Here is a 25,776-nt window from a genome sequence, read left to right as displayed (position 1 = left end):
AAACCCCGCATAAGCGGGGTTTTTAAGCTGAGGCTTTACAGAGTGTATTAGTTCTCTGCCATTTCCTTCAGCTTCTTCAGTGGGCGAACTTTAACCTGGATGCTGGCAGGCTTCGCCTTGAAGGTAGTCTCTTCACCGGTGAACGGGTTGATACCCTTGCGAGCTTTCTTAGCTGGCTTTTTCACGGTGGTGATTTTCATCAGGCCCGGCAGGGTGAATTCGCCAACTGCGCGCTTCTTGATGTGGCCTTCGATGATATCGTTCAGCTCGTCCAGAACAGATTGAACCTGCTTGCGGGACAGCTCAGTGCTTTCTGCAATCTGATTAAGTACTTGAGTCTTAGTGTACTTTTCCTTGATTGCTTTTACTTTCTTGGCCGGTGCAGCTTTGGCCGCAGCTTTCTTTGCCGGGGCCTTTTTAGTAGCAGCTTTCTTGGAGACAGCCATGGCTTACTTCCTTCTTTGTTGTTCGGTATATATCCGGTAAAAGTGTGTTTTTTCTCCCGCTGCGCTGCATCCGTTACGGGTGTCTCAGCGGGTGATGGGGGAAGTATATATAGTTTTTGTTCGGCCGCACGAAGAAATACTAGAAAAATAGTGCTTTTTTTACATTTTTTAGCCTCACGTTGCCTTTATGGGACGCTTTACCCAGGGAAAAGACCCGTGCAGCTTCTTACCTCTGTAGGCCTCATGTATACTCTCTCCCCCTTTTTTTAAGCACCAGGTACTGTGTAATGCCGATATATGAATACCAGTGCAATGCCTGCGGCCATGAAATGGAAGCTTTGCAGCGGATGAGCGATGACCCGCTCAAAGACTGCCCAGCTTGCGAGAAGGCCGAGCTGCGCAAGAAAATCTCAGCGGCTGGATTTCGCCTGAAGGGCGCCGGTTGGTATGAGACTGATTTTAAAACTGGTAGCAAGAAAAACCTCGCTGGCGGTGACTCTGCCAACAGTGGTAAGGCCAAAAGCGACAAGTCTGGCACAGCGGCGGCAAAGACGGCCTAGGCGAGCTGTGCGGGGCTGTCCGTGCGGTGTACCCTCTAACTAATCTTTTCACCTATCGATAACGGGAATTTTCATCCATGCGCAGCGATTACTGTGGCGTCCTTCGTTCTGCGGACATTGACCGCGTAGTAACCCTCTGTGGCTGGGTCGACCGCCGCCGCGATCACGGCGGAGTGATTTTTATCGACCTGCGCGACCGCGAGGGAATTGTACAGGTGGTGTTCGACCCCGATGCGGCCGAACACTTCGAGATGGCCGATCGCGTGCGCAGCGAATATGTGCTTAAAGTGACAGGTCGTGTGCGCGCCCGTGCCCCAGAGGCCGTGAATCCCAATATGGTGACCGGTGAAGTTGAGGTTTACGGCACAGAGCTGGAGATCCTCAATACTGCTGAGACAGTGCCTTTCCAGCTGGATGAGCACACCGAGGTGGGTGAAGATATCCGCTTGAAATACCGCTATCTGGATCTGCGCCGCAACGAAATGCAGAACAACCTGTATTTCCGTTCCAAGCTGACTACCGCAATCCGCAATTACCTGGATGAGCACGGCTTCCTCGATATCGAGACCCCAATCCTGACCCGCGCCACCCCAGAAGGTGCCCGGGATTACCTGGTGCCGAGTCGCACTCACGAGGGCAAGTTCTTCGCCCTGCCACAGTCACCACAGCTGTTTAAGCAGTTGCTGATGGTTTCCGGTTTCGATCGCTACTACCAAATCGCCAAGTGTTTCCGCGATGAGGATTTGCGCGCTGATCGCCAACCTGAATTTACCCAGATCGATATTGAGACCTCCTTCCTCGACGAAGAGGAAATCATGTCGATCACCGAGAACATGGTCCGCAAGCTGTTTAAAGAGCTTAAGGGTGTTGATCTGGGTGAATTCCCGCGCATGACCCACTACCAGGCGATGCTGCGCTACGGTTCCGACAAGCCGGACCTGCGTATTCCGCTGGAGATGGTGGAGATCAAGGACCTGATGACTGAGGTGGACTTCAAGGTATTCTCCGGGCCGGCCAATGATCCGAAGGGGCGTGTTGCCGCGATTAAAGTACCTGGCGGTTGTAAGAAACTGACCCGCAAGCAGCTGGACGATTACGGCAAATTTGTCGGTATTTATGGCGCCAAGGGCCTGGCGTACATCAAGGTTAACGATCGCTCTGACCTGGAAAATGGTCTGCAGTCGCCAATCGTTAAATTCCTGCCGCTTGAAACCCGTGCAGCTATCCTCGATCGCCTGCAAGCAGAAGATGGTGACGTTCTTTTCTTTGGCTCGGACAAGGCCAAGATTGTCTCCGAAGCCCTGGGCGCATTGCGCTGCAAGCTGGGTGAAGACCTGGATCTGTACACCAGCGAGTGGGCGCCTTTGTGGGTTGTCGCCTTTCCAATGTTTGAAGAAAATGACGACGGCAGCCTGACTGCGTTGCACCACCCCTTCACTGCGCCTTCCTGTACCCCGGAAGAGTTGGAAAAGAATCCGCTCGAAGCACTTTCCCGCGCTTACGATATGGTACTTAACGGCACCGAACTGGGCGGTGGTTCTGTTCGTATCCATGACCAGTTGATGCAGGAAGCGGTATTCCGCATTCTGGGTATCGATGCTGAAGAGCAGCGCGAGAAGTTCGGCTTCCTGCTGGATGCGCTGAAATACGGTGCGCCGCCCCACGGTGGCCTGGCCTTTGGCCTGGATCGCTTGGTGATGTTGATGACCGGCAGTGACTCTATTCGCGATGTTATCGCTTTCCCGAAAACCCAGAGCGCCGCCTGTGTGATGACAGATGCCCCGGGTGCTGTAGATGCGAAACAACTGCGTGAGCTGAGTATTCGCCTGCGACAAAAAGAAGAGAAAATCAGCTGATTTTTCCCCGATGGGCCGAGCGAAGCGGGCCCATCCAATCGTAGTGATGGGCGATTCGCTTCGCTCTTTGGCCCATCCTACGCACTGACTGAAGAGAGACGGAAAATGGCCGGACATAGTAAATGGGCCAATATTAAGCACCGCAAAGCAGCTCAGGATGCCAAGCGGGGCAAGGTCTTTACCAAGATCATTCGCGAGTTGACGGTAGCCGCCAAATCGGGGCCAAATCCGGACGATAACCCGGCGTTGCGCGCCACTATCGATAAGGCTTTGGGCGCCAATATGAAGCGCGACACCATCGACAAAGCTATCGCCCGTGGCGCCGGCAATGCGGATGGTGAAAACTACGAAGCCGTAGTTTACGAGGGCTACGGCGTTGGTGGTGTAGCGGTCCTGGTGGAGTGCCTGACTGACAACCGCAACCGCACCGTGGCTGAAGTGCGTCACGCCTTCACCAAGCGCGGTGGCAACCTGGGTACCGACGGTTCCGTTAGCTATCTGTTTACCCGCAAAGGTCAGATGTTCTACGAGACCGGAGTGGATGAAGATGCGTTGATGGACGCAGCTCTCGAAGCCGGGGCTGAGGATATCGAATCCAACGATGACGGCAGTGTTGAAGTTACCACTGAATTCCAGGACTACCTGACGGTTAAGGACGCCCTGGTTGCAGCTGGTTTTACCCCGGACAGTGCCGAAATTGCCATGATTCCGTCCACCACGATTCCGCTGGATAAAGACGGTGCTGAAAAAGTACTCGCTCTGATCGAGATGCTGGAAGACTTGGATGATGTGCAAAACGTTTACACCAATGCGGATATTCCGGCAGAGGTGATGGAGGAGCTGGGCTAAAGCCGGTTCCGTAACTGGAGGCGGCTACTGTCCCGCCTCTGGTTTTTTATCTTTTCAAGCCCTTCTTACTCCCCCTCCCTTGACGCTTCCTGTTCACCTTGGGACACTCCCACCACTATATAAACATACAGATATTTGGGGAGCTGCCTTTTGACCCGAATCCTGGGTATTGACCCCGGCTCGCGAAAAACGGGCTATGGAATTATCGATGTGGAGCGGGGCAAGGCTCGCTATGTGGCCAGCGGGGTGATTCGTATTCCCGAAGGTCCCCTGCCTGAGCGTCTCAAACTGATTTTTGATGCAGTGAGCCAGATTGCCCAGCAATACCAGCCTGCTCAGATGGCAATTGAAAATGTTTTTATGTCCAAGAGCGCCGGCTCCGCCCTGAAATTGGGACAGGCCCGGGGGGCAGCTATTGTAGCTGGGACAAATAGCGGTCTGGCAGTAGCCGAATATGAAGCTCGCAAAGTGAAGCAGGCAGTGGTCGGCAACGGAGGAGCGGATAAATTGCAGGTCCAGCACATGGTGAAAACCCTGCTGTCCCTACCTGCGTCGCCCCAGGAGGATGCCGCCGATGCGCTGGCCGTGGCTCTGTGTCATATGCATACCGAGCAAACCCTGGTATTTACCGCTGGCGGTGCGCGCAGTCGTTTTCGTCGCGGCCGCCTGAGCGTGTGATCGGCTGGTAGAATTGGCCCCGTAAAGGGCGCAGACAATATAAACCTGGAATAACACATGATTGGAAGATTGAGCGGTACCCTGGCCGCAGTGCAGCCACCTCTGTTGTTGGTGGATGTACAGGGGGTGGGCTATGAAGTGCTCGCACCCATGACCACAATTTTTGAACTGCCCGCACTGGGGCAGCCGGTACAGCTGCACACTCATTTAGCGGTATCCGAAACTGCCCAGCAGTTATATGGTTTTATTCGCGATGGGGACCGCAAATTGTTTCGCACCCTGATCAAGGTGAGTGGAGTGGGTCCCAAGATGGCCCTGGCTATTTTATCCGGGCTGGACGGCGCTGCCCTGGCCCGTTGTGTGTCGGAGGATAATGTAGCGGCGCTGGTCAAAGTCCCCGGCGTCGGTAAAAAGACTGCCGAGCGCCTGATTGTGGAGTTGAGGGATAAACTGACCCCGGATTTTGGCGACGCCAACGATATCCCCCTGATGGCCGCTGCTGCCGAGCCCAAGGTGGATCACACCGGTGAAGCGGAGAGCGCCCTGGCGGCTTTGGGTTACAAGCCCACTGAAGCCAGCAAAATGGTGGCCCGCGCCAGCAAGGAGCAGCCGGATGCCGATAGTGCGACTTTGATTCGCCTGGCCCTTAAGGGAATGGCCCCCGCTTAAGCTGAGGCCCTGGAGTTGTTGCAATGATCGAAGCCGACCGTTTGGTGGCACCGGAGCCTGTGGGCCCCTCGGGCCAGGAAGAGCAGTACGACCGCGCCGTGCGCCCCAAAACCCTGGATGATTATGTGGGTCAGCCAGTGGTGCGGGAGCAAATGGAGATCTTTATTCAGGCTGCCAAGCTGCGCAAAGAGGCCCTGGATCACACCCTGGTATTCGGACCGCCGGGGCTGGGTAAAACCACCCTGGCAAATATCATCGCCGCCGAAATGGGAGTGGCCATTAAGACCACCTCGGGCCCGGTATTGGAGAAGGCTGGCGATCTGGCTGCGTTGATGACCAACCTGGAGCCGGGGGATGTGCTGTTTATCGATGAGATCCACCGCCTCAGCCCCCATGTGGAAGAGGTACTGTATCCGGCGATGGAAGATTACCAGCTGGATATTATGATCGGCGAAGGGCCTGCGGCGCGTTCGATTAAGCTAGACCTGCCACCCTTCACATTGGTGGGAGCCACCACGAGGGCGGGCCTGCTTACCTCGCCACTGCGGGATCGCTTCGGCATCGTCCAGCGGCTTGAGTTCTACAACGTTGAGGATCTCACCAGTATTGTCCGTCGCTCCGCTGGCCTGATGGGAGTGGAGATGGATGAAGGTGGTGCTCTCGAAGTTGCTCGTCGCGCTCGGGGTACCCCCCGAATAGCCAACCGCCTGCTGCGCCGCGTGCGTGATTACGCCGAAGTTAAAGGTGATGGTGCAGTGGATTTCGGCATTGCCGATGCCGCTCTTAATATGCTCAATGTGGATTCCCGTGGTTTCGACCAGCTGGATCGCCGTATGCTATTGGCCATGATCGAGAAGTTCGATGGTGGACCGGTGGGTGTGGACAGTCTCGCTGCAGCAGTCAGTGAAGAGCGGGATACTCTGGAAGATGTGCTGGAGCCCTACCTGATTCAGCAGGGTTATATCGCCCGCACACCGCGAGGGCGAGTGGCAACCGGCCTGGCTTATGAGCACTTCGGCCTGCCGAAGCCCGATAATAAATAGAGAGAGGATGGGGTGAAGGAAGTTTTCAGTATTCCGCTGCGGGTTTATATCGAGGATACCGACGCAGGTGGTATCGTTTATTACGTCAATTATTTGAAGTATATGGAGCGCGCGCGCACAGAACTGCTGCGCTCCCTCGGGTATGATAAGCCGGCAATGCCGGAACAGGGGCTGTTACTGGTGGTGCACTCCGCCGAGATCCAGTATCGAAAGTCCGCACTTCTTGATGATGCATTGCGCGCTACGGCCTCGATTGGCAAACTGGGGCGGGCCGCAGTGACTTTTGAGCAAAAAATCTGGCGCGGCGATGAGCTAATTTGCGAAGGTGTGGTCAAAGTTGCTTGTGTCGCTGACGACAGCCGCAGGCCCTGTGCCCTGCCGGAACCTATTTATTCAGCATTAAAGGCAGTTATTTAAGAAGATGAACGCCGGTGAACAACTTTCTCTTTGGGGGCTAATCCAGAACGCCAGCCTGTTGGTACAGTTAGTTATGCTGCTGCTGTTACTGGCCTCTGTGGTGTCCTGGGTGATGATTATCCAGCGTGGGCTTTACCTGTCCCAGGCCAAGCGCTCCCTGAACAATTTCGAACGCCGCTTTTGGTCCGGTGCCGACCTGAACAAACTCTTCCGCGAAGGTAACGAGCGAGCGGAAAAAGGCCGAACCGATGGTGTTGAGTCCCTTTTCCGCGCCGGTTTTACCGAGTTTACCCGCCTGCGCCAACAGGGCAGCAGCGGCCCTGAAGCGGTGATGGAAGGCACTGAGCGGGCCATGCGTGTGGCTATGTCCCGGGAGCAGGAAAAGGTGGAAATGAACCTGCCGTTCCTGGCAACCGTGGGCTCTGTCAGTCCTTATATCGGCCTGTTTGGCACTGTGTGGGGGATTATGAATTCCTTCCGTGGCCTCGCCACTATGCACCAGGCCACTATTGCTACGGTCGCACCTGGTATCAGTGAGGCGTTGGTGGCTACGGCTATGGGCCTGTTTGCGGCAATTCCTGCGGTAATGGCTTTTAACCGCTATTCCGCCAAGGCCGAATCGCTGTTGTCCAGCTACGAAACTTTCGCCGAGGAGTTTTCCTCTATCCTGCACCGCAAAGTGCATTCCGGCTGAGTAGTGAATAGGCGAACCCTATGAGTGTGTTTCGCAAGGGAACCAAGAAGAAGCTGGTCTCCGAGATCAATGTGGTGCCCTACATTGACGTAATGCTGGTGCTGCTAATTGTCTTTATGGTCACGGCACCATTGTTGATGCAGGGGGTCAAAGTCGACCTTCCAAACGCGCCGTCGGCGCCGATGGAGGAAACTGATGAGGAGCCGCTGATTATTTCTGTGCGCTCCGATGGCACCTATTACCTAAACCTGGGGACTGACGAGAAGAGCGCCAAGCCGCTCGCAGAAATTAAACAAACGGTCGCTAAGGTATTGCGCCAAAAGCCGGGAACCCCGGTTTTGGTGTGGGGTGACACCGAGGCCCGCTATGGCCTGATCGTCAATGCCATGACCGAACTGCAGCAGGCGGGAGCGCCCAGCGTCGGCCTGGTGACAGAGCCACCTCAGGGGTAGGGTGCCGGTGAATAAAGGCTTTTATGCATTGGCGATTATCATCAGCCTCGTGTTGCACGGGGCGTTGATAGCTGCCATGACCTACGGCTGGGAAGCCAGCAGTATGCCTGAGCGCAAACCGATGCCAAAGTTTGTGCAGGCTAAGCTGGTGACGATTGAAGCGGCAACACCGAAGAAGAAACTGCCGAAAAAGGTCGATAAAATAAAACAGCGTGCCGATCGCGCTGCGGAGCAAAAACGCAAGGCAGAGGTCGAACGTAAGCGCCGCGCGGCCCTGGAGCAGAAGAAAAAGCTCGAGGCGGAAAAGAAACGCAAAGCGAAAGTCGAAGCTGATCGCAAGGCACAGGCAGAGAAAGCCCGTCGCGAGAAAGAGCAGCAAGAGAAGGCGCGCAAAGAAAAAGAGCTGAAGGAGAAGCTGGCCCAAGAGCGCCAGAGTTCTTTTGATGAGGCCCTCCAGGATGAAGAGGAACTGCTGGATGCGAATGAGGCCGAGCAAGCGGTGATGTCCGTTGGCCAGGCGATCCAGCAGCAAATTGAGGCGGTATGGAGTCGCCCGCCCAGTGCCCGAAACGGTATGCTTACCAAGGTGAGAATAAACTTTGTCCCCACCGGCCGGGTGGTGGCAGCTAATATCGTCGAGGGCAGTGGTAATGCCGCCCTGGATCGCTCGGTACTGACCGCTATCAAAAAAGTGGAGGTATTTCCCGAAGTGGCCGACCTGGCCCGGGAAGAACCGGTGATATTCGAGCGGGAAGTCCGCACAACCATTTTGAACTTTAAAGTCGAAGATCTGCGCCAATGATCAAGAGTTTACTCAAGACAGTCGTCATTATTGCAATCGCCTCGGTGAGCCTGGGTGCCCGAGCCCAGCTGGTGGTGGATATCACCAGCGGTATCGATGACCCCACACCGATCGCTGTGTCCCCATTCAGCTGGTCTGGTGGCGGAGTACTGGCGGAAGATGTTTCCGGGATTATTTCCTCAGACCTTCGCCGCAGTGGCCTTTTCTCCCCTGTGCCCAAAGAAGACATGCTGTCTTTCCCCAAGGCCCCGGAAGACGTGGTATTCCGCGACTGGCGTATCCTCGGCACTGAGTATATTGTGACCGGCCGCATTGAGCCGCAGGCCACCGGTTACCTGCTCACTTTTGATCTGGTCAATGTTTTCGGCCAGCACAAAATGTTCACCAAGCAAGTGCGCGGCGGGCAGACCCAGCTGCGGGATATCGCCCACCGCGCCGCCGATGAGATCTTTGAAGCTATCACCGGTATTCGCGGTGCCTTCTCCACGGAAATGGTGTACGTGCAGGAAGAGACTCGTGGCGGCAAGCCCAGCTATCTGCTGATGCGTGCAGATATCGATGGTGCTCGCGCCAAGCAGATCCGCCGTTTCAGCGCGCCGGTGATGTCTCCCATGTGGTCCCCCAATGGCCAGGAGCTCGCCTACGTCTCCTTTGAAACCGGGCGCCCGGCAATTTTCCGCGAGAACCTGCGCACGGGTGCGCGCAAGCAATTAACTAACTTCAAGGGCATCAACAGTTCGCCGACCTGGTCCCCGGATGGAACCAAACTGGCGATGGTGCTCTCCAAGGACGGCAACCCGGAGATCTACGTGCTGGATCTGGTCAGTAATAAGCTGACAAGAATGACAAGGCACTTCTCCATTGATACCGAGCCGAACTGGATGCCAGATGGTAAATCACTGGTTTTCACCTCCGATAGGGGAGGGAAGCCACAAATTTACCAATTGACTCTTGCCACTGGTCAAGTCGACCGCTTAACCTTCGATGGCGATTACAATGCGCGGCCCCGTGTTTCTCCCGATGGAAAGACACTGGTGATGGTGCATCGTAATAGGGGCGTATTTACCATCGCTACGATGGATATCAACTCGGGCAGAGTGCGTGTCCTTACGGAGACTACGCTGGACGAATCCCCTAGTATCGCGCCGAATGGGGCCATGTTGATGTACGCTACCAAACGTGGGGATAAAGGTATTCTGGCAGCGGTGTCGCTGGATGCCGGGGTGAAGTACAACCTGCCCTCTCAGAGGGGTGATGTCCGTGAACCGGCCTGGTCGCCGTACTTTGAATAAGGCGGGGGTGCCCGACGCGCTTAAGCGAAGGGTGTGAATTAGAGCAAGTAGAAATCTTTCAGGATTTTCGATAACACTATATATAAAGCGGAGTAGCTTATGTTGAAATCAGTAAAAACAGGCCTTGGGTTAGCCTGTGTATTGGCAGTAATGGCTGGTTGTAGCAGCAATGACACCAAGACTGGCGGGGAGACCATCGTTGATGAAACCGCAAATAATACCGCGGTTGAAACCACCGAATTTGATACCCCGAAAGAGCCTGTAGCACCTCTGGAAAACGTAGTTTACTTCGATTTCGACCAGTCCCTGCTGAAGCCCGAAACCCGTGAACTGCTGATCCGTCACGCTGATCGTATGCGCGCTGCCACCGGTTCTGTTCGCCTGGAAGGCCACGCTGACGAACTGGGTACTCGCGAGTACAACCTGGCTCTGGGTGAGCGTCGTGCCAATGCCGTTCGCGACTTTTTGGTACTGCAAGGCGTAGACGCAGCTAACCTGGAAGTAATCAGCTACGGTGAAGAGCGTCCGGCTCAAATGGGTTCTAACGAATCTGCCCGTGCGATGAACCGTCGCGTTGTTATTAACTAATCGTAAAAATGGATGCCAATGGCTTTAACGATTAGAAAACTAGCGATCGCCGCAGCAGTAATGACTGCGGCATCGCCGGTATTTTCCCAGGCCCCGATTGTAGACCTGTCTTCTAAGAGCCAGGACCAGTCGACCATTACTTATACCGATGAAGTGGAAAGCAGTGCTCCGACACAGCTCGCCCGCGCCGGTATGTCACCACCCCGAGCCCAGGGCAACCCCCAGGCCGAAGCCTACTATCAAATGCAGGTTTTGCAGCAGGAAGTGCGGGAGTTGCGTGGCACAGTTGAAGAGTTGCGCCATGAGATCAAGCGTCTCAAACAGCAGCGCACCGAAGATTATATGGATCTGGACCGGCGTATTGCGCGCCTGAGTGGTACAGAGCCAGCGGCTCAGCCGCCGTCTACCGCTGAAGGCGGTGCTTCGTCCATGCAAGGGCAGGGGGGCTCAGCAATGCCGCCTAAACCCCAGGGCCCGAAAGACGGAAAGAGCGAGCGCGACCGCTACCAGGCCAGCTTTGGCTTGGCCCGCAATGGCGATTACGGCGGCGCCAGTGAAGAGTTCAAAAGCCTGTTGCAGGACTTCCCCAATGGTCAGTACGCCCCGAATGCGAATTACTGGCTGGGTGAGATTGCACTGGTTCAAGGCAACCTGGAAGAGGCTCGGGAGTGGTTCGTAGCCCTCCTCGACGGTTACCCGAATTCCAGTAAAGTCTGGGATGGCCGCTACAAGCTGGGTACTGTTTATCACCAGCTGGGCGACCAACAAAAAGCCCGCAACTTGCTGGAGCAGGTGGCAGCCAGTGACGCCAGAGCGTCGAATCTGGCGAAGAAGTATCTGCAGGAGAACTTCCAGTAGCCTTCAGCCGCTACTGACTGCCATCGCTGGTTTTTTGAGCAGAAAAAGCCTATGATCCCGCGCCCGGGTGGCATGTGCCACTCGGGCGTTTTTGTGTTGGGTGTGTATGACCGATCTTTCCAAAGAATCACTCAGAATCAGTGAAATTTTCTACTCCCTTCAGGGAGAAGCGCGAGAAAGTGGCCTTCCTACGGTGTTTGTACGCCTGACGGGCTGCCCGTTACGCTGTACCTATTGCGATTCCGAGTACGCCTTTTACGGCGGCGAGCGCATGACGCTGGAGCAGATTTTGCAGCAGGTGCAAAGCCATCCCGCTCGCCATGTGTGCGTTACCGGTGGTGAGCCCCTGGCTCAGCCTAATTGTTTCCCCCTGATGAAGGCGCTTTGCGATGCGGGCTATGCGGTGTCCCTTGAGACCAGTGGCGCTATGCCTGTGGATAAAGTGGATGAGCGGGTATCGAGAGTGGTCGACCTGAAAACGCCGGCCTCCGGGGAGCAGCACCGCAACCGTATGGAGAATATGCAAGTACTCACTCGCCAGGACCAGATCAAGTTTGTGATCTGTGATCGCGGGGATTACGACTGGGCTCGATTCACCCTGGATCAGTACCGCATACCTGAGCGGGTTGGAGAGGTGCTTTTCTCCCCCAGCTACGAGCAGCTGCAGCCGCGCCAGCTAGCTGAATGGATACTGGAGGATGGGTTACCGGTGCGTATGCAGATGCAAATGCACAAGCTGTTGTGGGGCGACATCCCAGGCGTATAAAGCGCCGCAGCGCCACATCAAGAAAAGAGGAAAAAATGACAGCAAAGAAAGCAGTAATCTTGCTATCCGGTGGCCTGGACTCAGCCACCGTACTGGCCATGGCTCGCGCTGAGGGCTACGAGTGCTACGCCCTGGGCTTTGATTATGGCCAGCGCCACGAGGCAGAACTATTGGCTGCGCAGAAGGTGGCGAAGGACTTGGGGGCCGTTGAGCACAAGGTGGTTAAGCTCGACCTGCGCTCAATCGGCGGATCGGCGTTGACCGATGACTCTATCGAAGTACCCGAAGAGGAAACCTCCGGTATTCCGGTGACCTATGTGCCGGCGCGAAACACGGTATTCCTGTCTATTGCCCTGGGTTGGGCAGAGGTGCTGGGCGCCCAGGATATTTTCGTGGGTGTGAACGCCGTGGACTACTCCGGCTATCCGGATTGCCGCCCGGAATATATTGAGGCCTACGAGAAGATGGCCAACCTGGCTACCAGGGCCGGTGTCGAGGGCAACAAGCTGTCTATACGAGCGCCGCTGATGGACATGAGCAAGGCGGATATTGTTACCGAAGGAACCCGCTTAGGGGTGGACTACAGTTTAACTGTGTCCTGCTACCAAGCCTTGCCAGATGGCGCTGCCTGCCGTCGCTGCGACAGTTGCCGCCTGAGGGCTGCCGGCTTCGCAGAGGCCGGCCTGGGGGACCCCACGGTCTACGTACCTTAATTGGCCGTTGGCGCCAATTTTTTGAACAAATACCTAACTCCTTAAATTTGTTAGATTTTTTTTCGAGTTAGGTATTGTCTTTTCGAAATAGATCCGTAAGATACGCAGCTCCTCACAACGAGGCATCGAAAAGGGTCGTTAGCTCAGTCGGTAGAGCAGTTGGCTTTTAACCAATTGGTCGCTGGTTCGAATCCAGCACGACCCACCATTTTCGACAGGGATGCCTAAGGCAGCCCACCCAGTTTTTACACTTCTGCGCGAAGGTAAAAACAACCCAAGTTGGACCGTTACCAAGTTAGTCCAACCATCCTGGGGGTCGTTAGCTCAGTTGGTAGAGCAGTTGGCTTTTAACCAATTGGTCGCTGGTTCGAATCCAGCACGACCCACCATCTCTCCTTTTTCCCCACCGTCAATTAACCATTTTCTCTGTATTACCTTCGTACTTGTGGGCTAGTTTCAGACTTTCTATCACCTTGCTTATTTGCTGTATTAATCAGCTCCTTTCGTTTTCGATTCTAAATGGTGAATTTTACTTGTATGGTGATTTATCAGAATCTTCCGTATTTTTAGGGCTCGCCGACTACACTGATGTGCTCGCCAGGGGGTGCTTTGAGTTGTGTGTGCTTAACCCTGGGCTCAATAGCCGCTATTTACTTTAGAGTGCCTTATGTGGGGCTTGGCGGCGGCTTTTGCCGAGTTAGAGAGTCTCGCCAGGTCGGCAATGAACACGATTTAGTGCTCGTTGGTGTCAAGGTTGCATGAGGAAGATAAGCTGCTGTGGAAACTTTTAGCTAAGATAAAAAGTCAGTTCGAGACAGTAAAAACACCTTTATCGATAATTGTGGTTAACACTTGAGCTTAAAAGGGGGCGTGTATAGCCTTTAGGTTATTCTGCCCTATAAGTCTCTCAGTCAAGGGTAGATCCTGGGCGCAGGGGCTGCTCTTGACCGAGAGTTTTGCCTGAGAAAAAGGCTAGTTCTAATTCGAGGCTTTAATGTAGCCAGACGCTTCCTGAGGGGGTAGGCTGGAACCAACCCTCCTAGCTCTTGGCTTTCTGCGTGCTAAATAAATAGCCAATCCAAAGCAGGACATTGCAATTAAGGCGAGTAATGTAATTACAATCAATATGTCACGCTTTTCAGCTCCTATTAATGGGCGTAAAAAATTCCACTTGTGAAGCAGTGAAAATGAAAGTGATTCCAATCGGTCAATCTTTCGATTTTGGTCAACTAAAATACCTGTTACTGGGTCAACAAAATACCTGCTACCGGCTGGGTCGTTCAAGTCGACCTGCCAAACTGGTAATCGTTTATTGCGGAAGTCATAGTTTGGGCCAAAGTGTGTAACCAGCTTGATTTCATCAATTTTACTATTGTCGATTGTATTGCTATTAGATTGGATGAATTGTAGAGCTAGTTCTTTGGCCAAGTCCTGATCCTTAACCGACTCTTTCTCCCCTGTTTGAGCGTTGATTAAAGCTGATGATCTTTCCAGAGGCAGTCCGCCAAAGCGTGCTTTACGCTGTTGGTAATTGGACATTGACTCTTCAATCGGAACGCTAATTCCAAGTCGATAAAGTGGTTTTTTATCGATGGACTGATTGAGCGAAATAGCATTTAAATGCGCTTTCTTAGGAATGCTACTCCCTATGCTATGCCGCCACTGAGCCATCTCGCTTTCCGCAACTGCAAAGCTTTCCAGTTGCACAGGTTCAAGCAGTCGCAAGCCTGAAATGGGCTGTATGTATTCTGCCTGTAATAAGTGGTAAAACCCGCTTGCTGACCAGCCAAGTAATGGCAGCCAAAGTAGGTATCCGAGGCGGCGATGCCAGCGTCGATTAGACTTGGGAATTTTGCGGCTGGGGAGTGCAAAAATCAGATAGAGTCCCGTTGAAGCTATCACTACAAGCGTCAACATAAATAGTGCAACAGTGAGCACACGCCCATGGCCGGTAGTATCTAGCCAGCTCCAGGTATGTAGCGCTCTGAAAAATAGTTGAGTTTTGGCTTTAAAACTATTGTTTAAAGCAGCTAAGGCACCTGTTTCGGTGTAGATAAAAGCTTTGAGTAAATTATCGTCGGCGGCAATGGTCACCTCATAAACTGGCAGCAGGCGATTAACTCGCGGGTAATCAGTGCTAAAGCTCTCCTTGAATTTAACATCAATAATATTTTCTTGTGGTAAGTCCAAGTAATGAGATGTGAGCCACTTTGCTTGTGCTATATCATGATCAAACAACTCACTTCCAGTTTCAAGGTTGAAATAACGCCTTGGACTGTTATCAGCTTCTGTAATCTGCAGTAGATTACCCTCACTTGAAGGAACAACTTTAGCGATAGCCGCCCTTTCGATAGGCAGCTTGTCAACAATTTTTTCAAGTTTATATAAGGTCTCTGCATTGGCTTGAAACGTGGGTGGCATTGTATTTTTGGCTTGCGGACCAAACCAAGCCATTATTGGATGGAATATTCCAGACAAAGACCAAGTTACAACACCAAAAAAAGCTATCCAGGTTAGGAATCTGTGCCATCTAATGAATTGCAGTTTCATCAAGCTACCTCGCTTATGTATTTCCTACTGTGAGGGGCTATTAAAAGTTAGTGCTGACACCAACATAGAAGGCGCGACCTTGACCTGGAGTAAAAACTGAATTACTGGAAGCCATACTAAGATCTGATACTGTTGACACATTTGAGATATATTTTTCGTCGGTTAGGTTTTCCGCAGATGCAAATAAGTCGATCGCTTCGTTTATCGAGATACCGGCAATAATGCCAATTAATTCATATCCCGCAGTTCTTTCAGTGTTGGCGTAGTCAACGTAGGCTCCGTTGGCAATATGTCGCAAGTTAATGCCTGCATACCACCTGCCATTGCTCGAGTATTTCAATTCGCTGGCGTAGATTGATTGAGGTATTCCAGGTAACTTGTTATCCCCTCTATCCGGATCATTATCAAAGCAAAAGTCGTTATAGTTATAGATGTTCCGCCAGAGAATATTCTTATTTATTTGTATATCGAGACCAAGCTCGACACCTTTGTGTAGTGTGTTACCTCTTGCGTTTTCTGTACTTGTTGTTTCGCCGCTAAACCCGGACTGCCCAACGTCTACAAATTCGTTGCTAATTTCACTGTGATAAATAGATGCGTCCCAGCTTACAATACCTTTCTGCCCGCGAGAGCCAACCTCAAAAGTCAATGACTCTTGTGCATCAAGAATTGTAAATGGATCCGCTCCACCCGAAGTTAGATCAGTTATTCCTGGTGGCTCATAACCTTCACTCACATTAGCGTATAGCTGATTTTCATCTTGTAGGGTATAAATAACACCAAGACGCCCATTGAATTTTTCGAAGCTCAACTTACCGGTGTCATCTTCCGGTCCACCCGTATCCTGAGCGGGGTCAGAGTTAAAGATATTTTTGTTTTCTCTGACGCTACTAATATATTGAGCTCCTGCGATTAGGTTAAGTGACTCGCTTAGGGAAAAGTCTAGCTGTCCATAGATGACAGTATTCGTCGCATTCCGATCATCTTTACTTGATAAATCCCCCTTCTCGGCAGTTGGTGTTGGGCTAAAAGGGCCCTCAGAGTACGCAAACAGTTCTGACTCATTGTTACTTTCAGCATGGGTTATACCTATAACCCAGGAAATATCAGTGATATCCAGTTGGAAATCACCAGTAATATCAGTAGATATACCAAACTCCATTCCGCTTTGCTCAATGATGCCGGCATATGGTGTTATAGCGTGATCCAAATATCTTGTTGCTAGCCAAGCCCCGGCTTCAATAGTGAGCGAATCCAGTGCAAAAACTGTTCGATTTGATAAGCGAAATACATCAAGGTTTCGATCCATGTCGCGTTCAATATTTGATTCTGGCGACATGTCAGGATTGCTTAGTGCTTGGTCGTGTGTCAAAGAGCCAGCCAGCTCAAAATTGTCTTGCAATGCGGTTAGGAAAAAGCGAGTTTCTAAGTTGTCACTAAATTTGTAGCCAACATTACCAAAGCTATAAATACTGTCGACTTCGGAATGTTCTCTAAATCCACTGCTATTTAGTTTGGTTACCGCACCGTAATAATCAAAAGCGTCATTTCTTCCTTTAGTGTTAATACTGGTTCGGTATGTATCGAATGACCCGCTTTCCAACCTTATATTACTTCCAGCTTTTGACGTAGCTCCCGTCGGTGTTACCACATTGATTGCACCTCCCAGTGAAGCTGCACCATAACGAAGGCCGTTTGATCCTTTATAGATCTCGATATAGTCAATAGATAGTGGATCTATTTCTTGATACTCGGTGCTGCCACTGGCACGTGAAATCGGTACTCCATCACGCAATACAGTAATTCCTCGGCGTTCATAAGTAGCATTCGCAGCGGATCCCCGAATAGAAATTCGATTGTCACGCTGCGCTGAAGTGTCTGCGTAAACGCCGGGTGTGAACTTCAGCGCGTCACCAATACTCTGCGTAAACTCAACTAAATAGTCTTCGGCACGAACCAAGTCAACTCCCCCTGGAACACGCTGAAGGTTATGAATTGCTTCACTTGCAGAGTGTGCAGATAGTGAATTGTCGATATCAGCTGTAACTACAACCTCCTCAATTGACTGGGATTGATGATCTTGGCCTTTAGCTTGAGGCGCGCTACTGATAGCAATAAGTGCTAAGGAGATGAGCAGCTTTCGAGTAATTTTCATGTATAGGTATCCTGTCGGAACGCTATGTAGCGTGCCGATAAAATAAATTAGATGCTGTAACGCAGACGATATAGCGACAGGCACAGGTGCTCTGATACTAGATTGGTAGTATCTACGAGCAAGCTGATTTGCTTATATCGAATGCCTTACTGGCTTCATGATTTGGGCAGGCGTAAACGAGCCCAAAAAGTGAAGAGCAAAGACTTAAATTGTGGACAAAGAGGTGAAGAAGGGAGGAGCGCGCTGCTGCTGTTTGCGATGTAGGCTGGCGATTACTTCCTCAGCCAAGTGTCGCTGCTGGATATAGCGTGTTTTTGACAGGCTAGATAGATAAGGGGTAGATAAAAATGTTACTTCGGAATTTGGCTTTGCAATACCAAACTTGCAGTCCAGCTGCCAATTACCTTCGGCATGGTGATCATGATCTGTACTTTCAGCAACTTTATCGGCTGACATACTCGCCATCTCATGGTGTATATGTTGATGATGGGAGTGGTGATTCTGCTCGCTCTTTGTACCGCTGCTTAATGGCTTTTGATTATGTCCCTGATGAATAATCGCCATTACTTCTGGTGAGACGCCACTAGGACAGAGTTTGATAGCTGTACCATCAGTAGCGATCGAGGCTGGCATGTACCCAGTGGGAATCAACGCTTGTACCAAAAATAAAAACAACGCTATACGAGGCAGTAGGTTTCGTGCGCCTCGTGATTGTTTGGTTTTGGTAAAGTAGCAGATTGACAAAGCTGGTACTTGCGAAGTGATAATTTGAGGCGCATTCTGCTCTACTTATTGAGAGTTATCAAGGGCTGGGAGTTGCTTTCTATGGTAAAAATACCATTGCCGTTGGCAACCTCGATCTCTAGTAAAAAATCTGCTGATAGGTTTGGCGTGATTCTGCTGGATGATTTTTGGTGGCTGGTTACCCAATTCCACATTCGTATATTGTTCTTGGCAGACAAAATATTTCCATACTAATTGATATTGGAGGAGTCGAGTTTTAGTGGCAGTAAATAGAGGCTTGTCGAACCTGTTTTGGATAGAGTGGTGAGTCGTTATGCAAAGTTATGGTTGGTTTAGTGAGATATCTCCAAAACAAGGCTAGTATAAGCTTTATATCTCGACTTTTAATCGGCTGACTGTAGGTATAAAACCAGTGCATCCAACAATTCCTTTCTTATAATCATCAATGTCTGGTTTTCTTAGTTCTTTCTAGAGGGCACTAAACCTGCAACTTCTATTCTTTCTAAGACATTTCACCCAGTTCTTGGACACTTTCTTCCTATAGATGGCTCAGCTTTTGCTGATAACATTTATTAAGCCTTTGAATTGCGTCTTGGCACAGTGGCGAGGGATCTCCAGCTAACAGAAGTTAAAGGTTCTGCTACTGAGAATAGCGTCGCGCTTTTGGAGGTGCTATCTCCTCAAGTTTTCCGTGTCACCAATTACGGTGAATGGTACTTACCTTGATGTTGCGGGTTTGATTTCTGAGTAGTGCGGTTCGATCTGTGTAGGTAAAGGAGCTGGTTTTAACGCGAGATATTTTCTACCAGGTAAGGATTGCCCAAATGAAAACCGTAACCCCCGTAACTGCCGCCATCTGTTTGGCGGTGCTAAGCTCTCACTCTTTTGCAGACAGTAATTCCACCGTCGTTGAGCAAAATGGGATTGGAAATAGTGCCTTGTCAGATTAATCAGATGCCACGGTCAATTTTAGCCAAGTCATACAGTCCCAAACTGGGGATGGTAATCAGGTTGCTGCAGAGCAATACACCAATGTAACTACTGCAGTGGTGACTCAGACGCAAATTGGTAATGGTAATTTAGCTACCTCTGAACAGTACAATAGTGCTACCAATGTCCAGTTAACACAGTTCCAATCCGGTGATGCGAATACAGTGATGAGTATCCAGGTGGATAATCTTTCGGACAGTAGTTTGACTGTGCAGCAAGTTGGGAATATGAATCTGGTTGACAATAATGTTCGGGGTCTTGGTGGTACTACTGCAAGTACCATGACGATAAATCAGCAAGGAGACATGAACACGGTCGGGCCCAGTTTTGCATTGCAACAGCAGGCAGTGAACTCTACTTTGGTTGCTACTCAAATAGGGCAGATGAACCAAATGGATGTCAATCAAAACTTTGTTATTAGCGATAGTACAATGATTGGTATCCAAGATGGCGTTGGAAATGTCGCAGCCCTGGATCAGCTAGGTTCGGTTAGCTTTCTTGTGATGGAGCTGTTGCAAATGGCTAATGACAATATGGCGCTCCTGGAACAGGTGTTTACGGTTGAAAATTCAACTATGATTGTCGACTAGTTTGGTGATATGAATATGTCTACGCTGGATCAAGGAAATGCCTTCTTTACCAGCGCTACAGTGTTGCAAACCGGCGACTCCAATGATGTAAATATTGATCAGAACAATATCACTACGGGTGTTGCCACAATATCCCAAACGGGTACATTGAATATGCATGTTACCTCTCAAGCGGGTACCGCCGAGACGGCAATAGCGACACAGTCTGGAGTAAGTAATACCGGCACAATTTTACAGTAGCAGTCAGTTCTTTGATTTCTGTGCTGCTAGGTTCTGATCTGTGTGGCACAGAAATTTAATCCCAAACTTTGTTCCTAGTTTTTCCCCACTTCCTTCTTATAGCTGTATCGCCGCTTATCGTTAACTCTTACCCAGTAGTTGGTCGGCCCATGATCAGCGATTTGAGAATAGTTTCTAAATATTCAGTCGTTCATTATCGCAAGTGACCTTGTGCCAGTGCATGTCAATTCCTCTTGGGATTTGTTGTTCGCATAATTGCCTGTGTCAATTTTATTGCCTCAGCGCTCGGGTTTGGCGAGCTTTAACACTTCTTTGGTGGATACTGCTGTTTGGAGTAGGGATGGCGCTAAATTGGATTTTGCGCATGCCTTACGCCGGCATGCCTATTGGTATCGATGTTGTTGATGAGGCCCTCTAAGTTGAGTCCCAAGAAAAGCTTGAATAGTTAATGAAGGATTGAATTATGAGGAAGTTGAAGCCTGTAGCTCTAGTTATATTGGCCGCAGTGAGTGGAAGTGCGATGGCCAGTAATAATACGACGTTAATAGATCAGCAGGGAATTGGTAATACGGCTAATGCCAACCAGGTTGACCCTACGGCCATAAACAACCTGATTGATGTGACTCAAATTGGTGATGGAAATTTTTCATCATCGACACAGTCGGGAGATGCGGTGAGTAATACCATGATCCACTACCAAGAGGGTGATGGCAATATGGCCGAGTCTTTCCAGCAATTTATCACTGAGGCCAGCTCGATCGAAATAAATCAGCTTGGTGATGCTAATGAGGTGGCTGCGGAGCAGTTTGAGTCATTAGGTTCCACTCAAGAGCTGAATCAGTCTGGCCAGATGAATTTTATGACCATTACCCAGACTGACACAGAGGCTTCCAGTATTGCAGTGACCCAAACTGGCGACATGAATGATGCGATAATAATGGGCCAGGTATTTGATGTTTTAGGAAGTGCTATCACCCTGAATCAAATTGGCAACGATAATATGGCTCAAATTGGTCAGCAGAGTGACGTGGAATTTAGTTCTATTTTCGTTGATCAAGTTGGCAATCAAAATCTATTTGTGGGTGAACAAATAATGATAGTTTCTTCTTCCACGATTAATGTTCTCCAATCCGGAAATATGAATGAAATTGACTCTGATCAGGAAAATGGAGTTATCGCCAGTACAGTTTCAATTACACAGATTGGTGATGGCAACTTTGGTGGGTCGCTGCAGCAAGACAATGTTAGAGGAAGCACTGTCAATGTGAATCAGGTGGGTAATGGAAACTTCGGTGGTGGAGTTCAGGTAGCAGCAGTCAGCTCCAGTGTAGGTAGTGTAAGCCAGTCTGGTACCACGAATATGGGGCTCACTCAGCAGGCGGGTGGTACTGCTTTTTCCGTCGCAACCCTCACTCAAATTGGGGAGTCGAATGAAGCAATGCTTATACAAATTGCTGCAGAACCAGTAACGGCAACTTCACTGCAAAATGGTGTCAGCAATGTGTTATCCATTTCTCAGATGGGAAACGCGCTCAGCAATGCGACTACTACTCAAGTGGGAGATATGAACCAACATGTGACTGAGCAAACACTCGACTCTCAGACGGCGATTGCAACACAAAACGGCACTTTAAATAACGGATTTATTTTTCAATAAGTTTGACTGGGGCTTCGCAATTTTAGTGTGAATACTGATAGATACTATACGGCTTCGGAGTTCCAGTCTTTTGCTTAATCTGATACTTGAGATTCAGGTGGTAGCTTTCAAGGCAATTTACTTGTTTCTCCTGTTAATTTTCTTCTATCTGGTTTTGACATTTAACTCAAATCTTCAAATAGCTTTTAGATTGTGATTTGGGCAGTTTTACTGCACCCCATGTTTGATGCATGGGGTGCGATTTATATGTAAGGGATCGTTTAAATGAAAATTTGGACTTTAGTTTCGGCAATAGCTGCATTTGCTGTCAGTGGTCACTCTATGGGCGGCAATAATACGACTGATATTGACCAGGACGGCAACGGACATCTGGCAACAGTAGATCAGTCTAATCCCACCAGCACCAACAATACCGTTTCAATAACCCAAACCGGAGACTCACATCAAGTGTCTGTTTTACAGGGAGCACTTACAGATTTGAATATGGGCACGGTGGAGCAATCGGGTTTGATGAATGAGGCGATTCTGGAGCAAATTGCAGAAGTCTCAGAAAGTACGGCTCTAATTAGTCAATCTGGCGATGGTAACTTGGGTTGGGTGGTTCAGGATGACTTTGTTGTTGCAGGTAGTGCCTCTGTTATCCAGTCCGGTTCAAATAATGAGGGTATTGCTGCCCAGGTGGATGTTGGGGGGATACAGGGAACTGTTGCTGTCACTCAGACTGGGACAATGAACTTTGCACAAGCAATCCATGAGGATTTTGCGCTTAATAGCACTGGGCTAATTAATCAACTTGGGAGTGAAAATAGTGCCGAGTTATTTCAGGGGGACCTAACTGAGTCAAGCTTTATCAGCGTCGAGCAAGATGGAACTCTCAACGAGGCATTGGTAGGGCAGGGCTTTGCTCTTTTCTCCTCTATTACCACCTTCCAGAGTGGTGATATGAATTATGTAGAAGTCTCTCAGTTGGGACTAAATACTGGATTGGCCACTGTCTCCCAGATAGGTTCTTCCAATATTCATGTCACGACACAAACAAATGATGGGCAGGTGGCTATGGCTTCTCAGGTCGGAACCGGTAACCAGGGAAATATTATTCAGTAGCTGTGGTGGGTTTCAGGTAGAAGTATTTATTTTCCAAGAATATTGGCTATGGCTCAAGTTCTTGGATTCAGTTTGTCTTTGAAAGGGACTTTCGATGAGATTTATGAAGCCATTGGCTGCTGCGGTGTTGGCAGTAGCTCACTGTGGAGCAGCTGCTGACAATAATGTCACGGAGGTCGCCCAACAAGGCTCCCTCAATATGGCTGCCTCAAGCCAGGTAGATCCACTGTTATGGATAACCAGATTGTGGTTATCCAGGAGGGGGCGGGAAATATTTCGAACGCGATGCAACTGGACAATACGATCAATAGTTTGATTGCCCATATACAAGTTGGTGATAACAATGAAGCGACATCGACGCAGGAGATGAATATTAATGCTGCTAATAATACGATTAATCAGCAGGCAGATCTGAATCAGGCTGAGTCCACACAGGAAAATACGGTTGAATCTTCAAGTTTAACGACCAACCAATTTGGTAATTCTAACAGTACAGATCTCAGTCAGGAGCAGGGAGTTACCCAGAGCTTGGTACTAATTACTCAGATGGGAGATATGAATGATGCGGAAGTTCCACAAGGAGATATCGTGGATAATAGCTCTGTGGTTGCGACCCAGTCGGGAACTGATAATGAATTTGAGTCCAGGCAGGATAACCAGATTAGCTTGAGTATTGTAACATCAATCCAGATAGGCTCCTCAAATGTAACCGAATTGGAGCAGGAAGATATCGTTGATAACAGTTCTATTAGTGGTAGTCAAAATGGAGATATGAACGATGCAGATGCACAACAGTCGACAGTGATTTCGGGCAGTACCATTATTGTCAATCAAGTTGGCGATGATAATGTTTTGGATGTCGATCAGTTTAGCAATATCACTTCATCCACTGCGACTATTACACAGCTGGGATCCTCAAATGATGGCGATATAATCCAAGTTTCGGCTGTTAATTCGACTACTGCAAGCATAGTTCAATCAGGTATAAGCAATCAGGCGGATGTAGATCAGGAAAATGGGGTTACAGGTAGTTCTGCTAGTGTCACCCAAGATGGTACTGACAATGGATTGTTTGTAGATCAAGAAGATCAGGTTTCCCTGAGTTTTATCACTGTAAGTCAATCTGGAGATAATAACTCCATCGGTGTGGATCAAGAGGGGGATATTTCCTCAACAGTTGCGACTGTTATACAAAGCGGAAATATGAATGAAGTAGATATTAATCAGAGTAATTTTTTAGACTTTACAACAGCAACAGTGACTCAAATCGGAGACAATAATAACGCCCAGTTGATGCAAATAGATGGACCTATTTCATTGAGTACGATAGCGGTGGATCAAGGTGGTTCCACTAATATGGTGACTGCGGAACAAGACGGCCTTATTAGTAATAGTGTGATTGATATCACCCAATCGGGAACGGATAATACCGCTGATGTTGAGCAAGATACATTGGTTGACCTGAGTAGTGTGACTACTTTGCAAACTGGTACATCAAATTTTCTGATGGTATTACAAACGGATGTCACATCATCCAATATCACCATTACCCAAGATGGAAATATGAATACGGTTGATGTCAGCCAAGCTGGGGTTTTCAGTAGCGCCAGTACCACCTCTCAAACAGGTACTTTAAATACTCATACCACCACTCAAGTGAATGATTTCCAAACCGCACTGGCAACACAGCTGGGTACGGGGAATATGGGTATGATTATTCAGTAATTCGGACCGTAAAAGCTAAGGGGAAAGATTACCCTGGGGTTTATATTGAACCTGATGTAGGTGATTGGTAGATAAATACTATTTCTACTTTATCACTTCAATAGCGTATTCTTTCTGCTTTCGTTGTGATTGTTTGAGTTAAACAGAATTTATCTTCCAGTGGGTAAATAATTAGAAAATCATTTTTACGATTACTTCTCCGAGGTATAGTGAAGAGGTCAGTCCGGGGGATTCAATTCCAAAAAATGCCACTAACTGAGATTTATCCGATAGGCTTTTGTGATAAATCTGGAAATCACCAGCGGGGTGGCCCCTGCGTACAATTTTGGAGCGAATGCCCGCATAGCCAGGCCGTAAAGTATTCTTTGATATTCCAGGCCAGTAGCGACGGATGTTGTCATAAAATGTATTTAGTTTACTCGGATCCACTTGGTAGTTAATGGACTCGACCCATTCCACATCTGGACCGAAGCGCGCTCCTCCGGCCAAATCCAGAGTGAGGTGAATACCCAGACCGGCACTTTCAGGTAGAGGGTAAATTAAGTGTGAAAAAGGCACCTTACTTGACTGGGTAAAGTAACTGCCCTTAGCAAAATACGTGGTGGGAATTTCTCGTTTTATAACTTCGCTATTTATCGTCCCCACTAGCGAGCTTGTGTGGAGGCCTGCGGCCACAATTAGATTGCAGGTTTTCAGTTTGTAGCCATCCTCCATCACGAGTTGGCAAGTTCCGCTGGATATTTCAATTCGCGCAACTTTGCTCGCAAGTATAATTTCTCCTCCCCTGGCTTCCATGGCACCCTCAAGGGCTAGCATCAGGCTGTGGCTATCGATAATGCCGGTTGTCGGAGAGTAAATGGCACCGGCACATTGTAATTCCGGCTCCATAGATCGGGCTTCAGAGGCGCTTAGTAATCGAAGTCCGCCAGCGTTATTAGTATCCCCCTGATTTTTGAGATCTCTCAATTGCGCAAGCTGTGCTTTATCGGTGGCGACTACCAGTTTGCCGAGCTGCTTATGGGGCACCGCGTATTCTTGGCAGAATTGATACAGTATGGATTTACCGTTTACACAGGCGCGGGCTTTCAAGCTGTCCGTTGGATAGTAGAGGCCAGCGTGAATGACCTCACTACTGCGAGCGCTGGTTTCGGTTCCAATGGCATTGTGTTGTTCCAGCACAATCACTTTGTGGCCAGCCCGGCTCATCTGGTAGGCGCAGGCAAGCCCCAATATGCCTGCCCCGACTATCACTGTATCCAATATCTCCATAGAGGTCCTATTGTTGAAATGCGCATCTTCTAGAGCGAACAGGCTGAATTCCCTCGGCATATTTTGCCT

Annotated in this window: 26 protein-coding genes and 2 tRNA genes; 23 read left to right on the top strand and 5 right to left on the bottom strand. The window is 49.7% G+C overall.

Annotated elements, in window-relative coordinates:
* Positions 1-47: 47 nt before the first annotated feature.
* A complete protein-coding gene (locus tag ACJJIZ_RS20970; protein WP_282934239.1) occupies positions 48-446 on the bottom strand; it encodes an HU family DNA-binding protein in 399 nt (132 codons plus the stop codon).
* 287 nt (positions 447-733) lie between these two features.
* On the opposite strand from ACJJIZ_RS20970, the gene ACJJIZ_RS20965 reads away from it, so the two are divergent.
* The 17 genes from ACJJIZ_RS20965 (at position 734) to ACJJIZ_RS20885 (ending at position 13,072) form a co-directional block, all read left to right on the top strand.
* Positions 734-1,006 (top strand): FmdB family zinc ribbon protein, encoded by a 273-nt coding sequence (locus ACJJIZ_RS20965; RefSeq protein ID WP_282934238.1) that lies wholly within the window; start codon positions 734-736, stop codon positions 1,004-1,006.
* Positions 1,007-1,083: 77 nt separating this feature from the next.
* The gene (aspS, locus tag ACJJIZ_RS20960) at positions 1,084-2,862 is read left to right on the top strand and encodes an aspartate--tRNA ligase (protein WP_282934237.1); all 1,779 of its coding nucleotides are present in this window, start codon (positions 1,084-1,086) and stop codon (positions 2,860-2,862) included.
* 105 nt (positions 2,863-2,967) lie between these two features.
* Complete coding sequence (locus tag ACJJIZ_RS20955) at positions 2,968-3,711, top strand: YebC/PmpR family DNA-binding transcriptional regulator (RefSeq protein WP_282934236.1); 744 nt, start codon at positions 2,968-2,970, stop codon at positions 3,709-3,711.
* Between the two features lie 150 nt (positions 3,712-3,861).
* Positions 3,862-4,389 (top strand): crossover junction endodeoxyribonuclease RuvC, encoded by a 528-nt coding sequence (gene ruvC / locus ACJJIZ_RS20950; RefSeq protein ID WP_444914738.1) that lies wholly within the window; start codon positions 3,862-3,864, stop codon positions 4,387-4,389.
* Between the two features lie 57 nt (positions 4,390-4,446).
* Positions 4,447-5,058, top strand: a complete 612-nt coding sequence (gene ruvA / locus ACJJIZ_RS20945) for a Holliday junction branch migration protein RuvA (RefSeq protein ID WP_282934234.1) — start codon at positions 4,447-4,449, stop codon at positions 5,056-5,058.
* A gap of 23 nt (positions 5,059-5,081) precedes the next feature.
* Complete coding sequence (gene ruvB / locus ACJJIZ_RS20940) at positions 5,082-6,101, top strand: Holliday junction branch migration DNA helicase RuvB (protein WP_444914737.1); 1,020 nt, start codon at positions 5,082-5,084, stop codon at positions 6,099-6,101.
* 12 nt (positions 6,102-6,113) lie between these two features.
* Positions 6,114-6,518, top strand: a complete 405-nt coding sequence (ybgC, locus tag ACJJIZ_RS20935; RefSeq protein ID WP_282934233.1) for a tol-pal system-associated acyl-CoA thioesterase — start codon at positions 6,114-6,116, stop codon at positions 6,516-6,518.
* A 4-nt stretch (positions 6,519-6,522) separates the two neighbouring features.
* Positions 6,523-7,212 carry a protein TolQ gene (tolQ, locus tag ACJJIZ_RS20930; protein WP_108731827.1) on the top strand — a complete coding sequence of 230 codons (690 nt, stop codon included), beginning with the start codon at positions 6,523-6,525 and terminating at the stop codon, positions 7,210-7,212.
* Between the two features lie 20 nt (positions 7,213-7,232).
* The gene (tolR, locus tag ACJJIZ_RS20925) at positions 7,233-7,664 is read left to right on the top strand and encodes a protein TolR (protein WP_282934232.1); all 432 of its coding nucleotides are present in this window, start codon (positions 7,233-7,235) and stop codon (positions 7,662-7,664) included.
* 7 nt (positions 7,665-7,671) lie between these two features.
* Positions 7,672-8,466 (top strand): cell envelope integrity protein TolA, encoded by a 795-nt coding sequence (tolA, locus tag ACJJIZ_RS20920; protein WP_444914736.1) that lies wholly within the window; start codon positions 7,672-7,674, stop codon positions 8,464-8,466.
* A complete protein-coding gene (gene tolB, locus ACJJIZ_RS20915) occupies positions 8,463-9,758 on the top strand; it encodes a Tol-Pal system beta propeller repeat protein TolB (RefSeq protein ID WP_444912140.1) in 1,296 nt (431 codons plus the stop codon). The genes tolA and tolB overlap by 4 nt, the downstream gene beginning before the upstream one ends.
* A 99-nt stretch (positions 9,759-9,857) precedes the next feature.
* Complete coding sequence (locus tag ACJJIZ_RS20910) at positions 9,858-10,346, top strand: OmpA family protein (RefSeq protein WP_444914735.1); 489 nt, start codon at positions 9,858-9,860, stop codon at positions 10,344-10,346.
* A gap of 18 nt (positions 10,347-10,364) precedes the next feature.
* Positions 10,365-11,204, top strand: a complete 840-nt coding sequence (gene ybgF, locus ACJJIZ_RS20905) for a tol-pal system protein YbgF (protein WP_413664416.1) — start codon at positions 10,365-10,367, stop codon at positions 11,202-11,204.
* Between the two features lie 106 nt (positions 11,205-11,310).
* Positions 11,311-11,970: a 7-carboxy-7-deazaguanine synthase QueE gene (queE, locus tag ACJJIZ_RS20900; protein ID WP_108731832.1), complete on the top strand. Its 660-nt coding sequence runs from the start codon at positions 11,311-11,313 to the stop codon at positions 11,968-11,970.
* Between the two features lie 35 nt (positions 11,971-12,005).
* Positions 12,006-12,683 carry a 7-cyano-7-deazaguanine synthase QueC gene (queC, locus tag ACJJIZ_RS20895; protein ID WP_444914734.1) on the top strand — a complete coding sequence of 226 codons (678 nt, stop codon included), beginning with the start codon at positions 12,006-12,008 and terminating at the stop codon, positions 12,681-12,683.
* Between the two features lie 132 nt (positions 12,684-12,815).
* A tRNA-Lys gene (locus tag ACJJIZ_RS20890) sits at positions 12,816-12,891 on the top strand.
* Between the two features lie 105 nt (positions 12,892-12,996).
* Positions 12,997-13,072: transfer RNA gene (locus ACJJIZ_RS20885), tRNA-Lys, on the top strand.
* Positions 13,073-13,661: 589 nt separating this feature from the next.
* Here the strand turns inward: ACJJIZ_RS20885 and ACJJIZ_RS20880 are convergent.
* From ACJJIZ_RS20880 to ACJJIZ_RS20870, 3 genes are all read right to left on the bottom strand, one after another.
* Complete coding sequence (locus ACJJIZ_RS20880) at positions 13,662-15,233, bottom strand: PepSY domain-containing protein (protein WP_444914733.1); 1,572 nt, start codon at positions 15,231-15,233, stop codon at positions 13,662-13,664.
* Between the two features lie 40 nt (positions 15,234-15,273).
* Positions 15,274-17,388, bottom strand: coding sequence for a TonB-dependent receptor family protein (locus ACJJIZ_RS20875; RefSeq protein ID WP_444914732.1), 2,115 nt, complete (start codon positions 17,386-17,388; stop codon positions 15,274-15,276).
* A 204-nt stretch (positions 17,389-17,592) separates the two neighbouring features.
* Positions 17,593-18,132, bottom strand: coding sequence for a hypothetical protein (locus ACJJIZ_RS20870; protein ID WP_413664421.1), 540 nt, complete (start codon positions 18,130-18,132; stop codon positions 17,593-17,595).
* A gap of 824 nt (positions 18,133-18,956) precedes the next feature.
* On the opposite strand from ACJJIZ_RS20870, the gene ACJJIZ_RS20865 reads away from it, so the two are divergent.
* From ACJJIZ_RS20865 to ACJJIZ_RS20840, 6 genes are all read left to right on the top strand, one after another.
* Complete coding sequence (locus tag ACJJIZ_RS20865) at positions 18,957-19,082, top strand: hypothetical protein (protein WP_444914731.1); 126 nt, start codon at positions 18,957-18,959, stop codon at positions 19,080-19,082.
* A 99-nt stretch (positions 19,083-19,181) separates the two neighbouring features.
* Positions 19,182-19,712 (top strand): hypothetical protein, encoded by a 531-nt coding sequence (locus tag ACJJIZ_RS20860; protein ID WP_444914730.1) that lies wholly within the window; start codon positions 19,182-19,184, stop codon positions 19,710-19,712.
* Between the two features lie 15 nt (positions 19,713-19,727).
* Positions 19,728-19,952, top strand: coding sequence for a hypothetical protein (locus ACJJIZ_RS20855; RefSeq protein ID WP_444914729.1), 225 nt, complete (start codon positions 19,728-19,730; stop codon positions 19,950-19,952).
* A 463-nt stretch (positions 19,953-20,415) separates the two neighbouring features.
* Positions 20,416-21,609 (top strand): hypothetical protein, encoded by a 1,194-nt coding sequence (locus tag ACJJIZ_RS20850; protein ID WP_444914728.1) that lies wholly within the window; start codon positions 20,416-20,418, stop codon positions 21,607-21,609.
* A gap of 264 nt (positions 21,610-21,873) precedes the next feature.
* Complete coding sequence (locus ACJJIZ_RS20845) at positions 21,874-22,713, top strand: hypothetical protein (RefSeq protein ID WP_444914727.1); 840 nt, start codon at positions 21,874-21,876, stop codon at positions 22,711-22,713.
* 231 nt (positions 22,714-22,944) lie between these two features.
* The gene (locus ACJJIZ_RS20840; protein ID WP_444914726.1) at positions 22,945-24,438 is read left to right on the top strand and encodes a hypothetical protein; all 1,494 of its coding nucleotides are present in this window, start codon (positions 22,945-22,947) and stop codon (positions 24,436-24,438) included.
* 171 nt (positions 24,439-24,609) lie between these two features.
* Here ACJJIZ_RS20840 and ACJJIZ_RS20835 read toward each other — a convergent pair whose 3' ends face one another.
* The gene (locus ACJJIZ_RS20835; RefSeq protein ID WP_444914725.1) at positions 24,610-25,767 is read right to left on the bottom strand and encodes an NAD(P)/FAD-dependent oxidoreductase; all 1,158 of its coding nucleotides are present in this window, start codon (positions 25,765-25,767) and stop codon (positions 24,610-24,612) included.
* Positions 25,768-25,776: the final 9 nt, after the last annotated feature.

The sequence above is a fragment of the Microbulbifer maximicatervae (SeqCode) genome (genome assembly GCF_052467225.1).
Note: the sequence above shows the minus strand (reverse complement) of the source record. Positions and strands in the feature narration are given on the sequence as shown.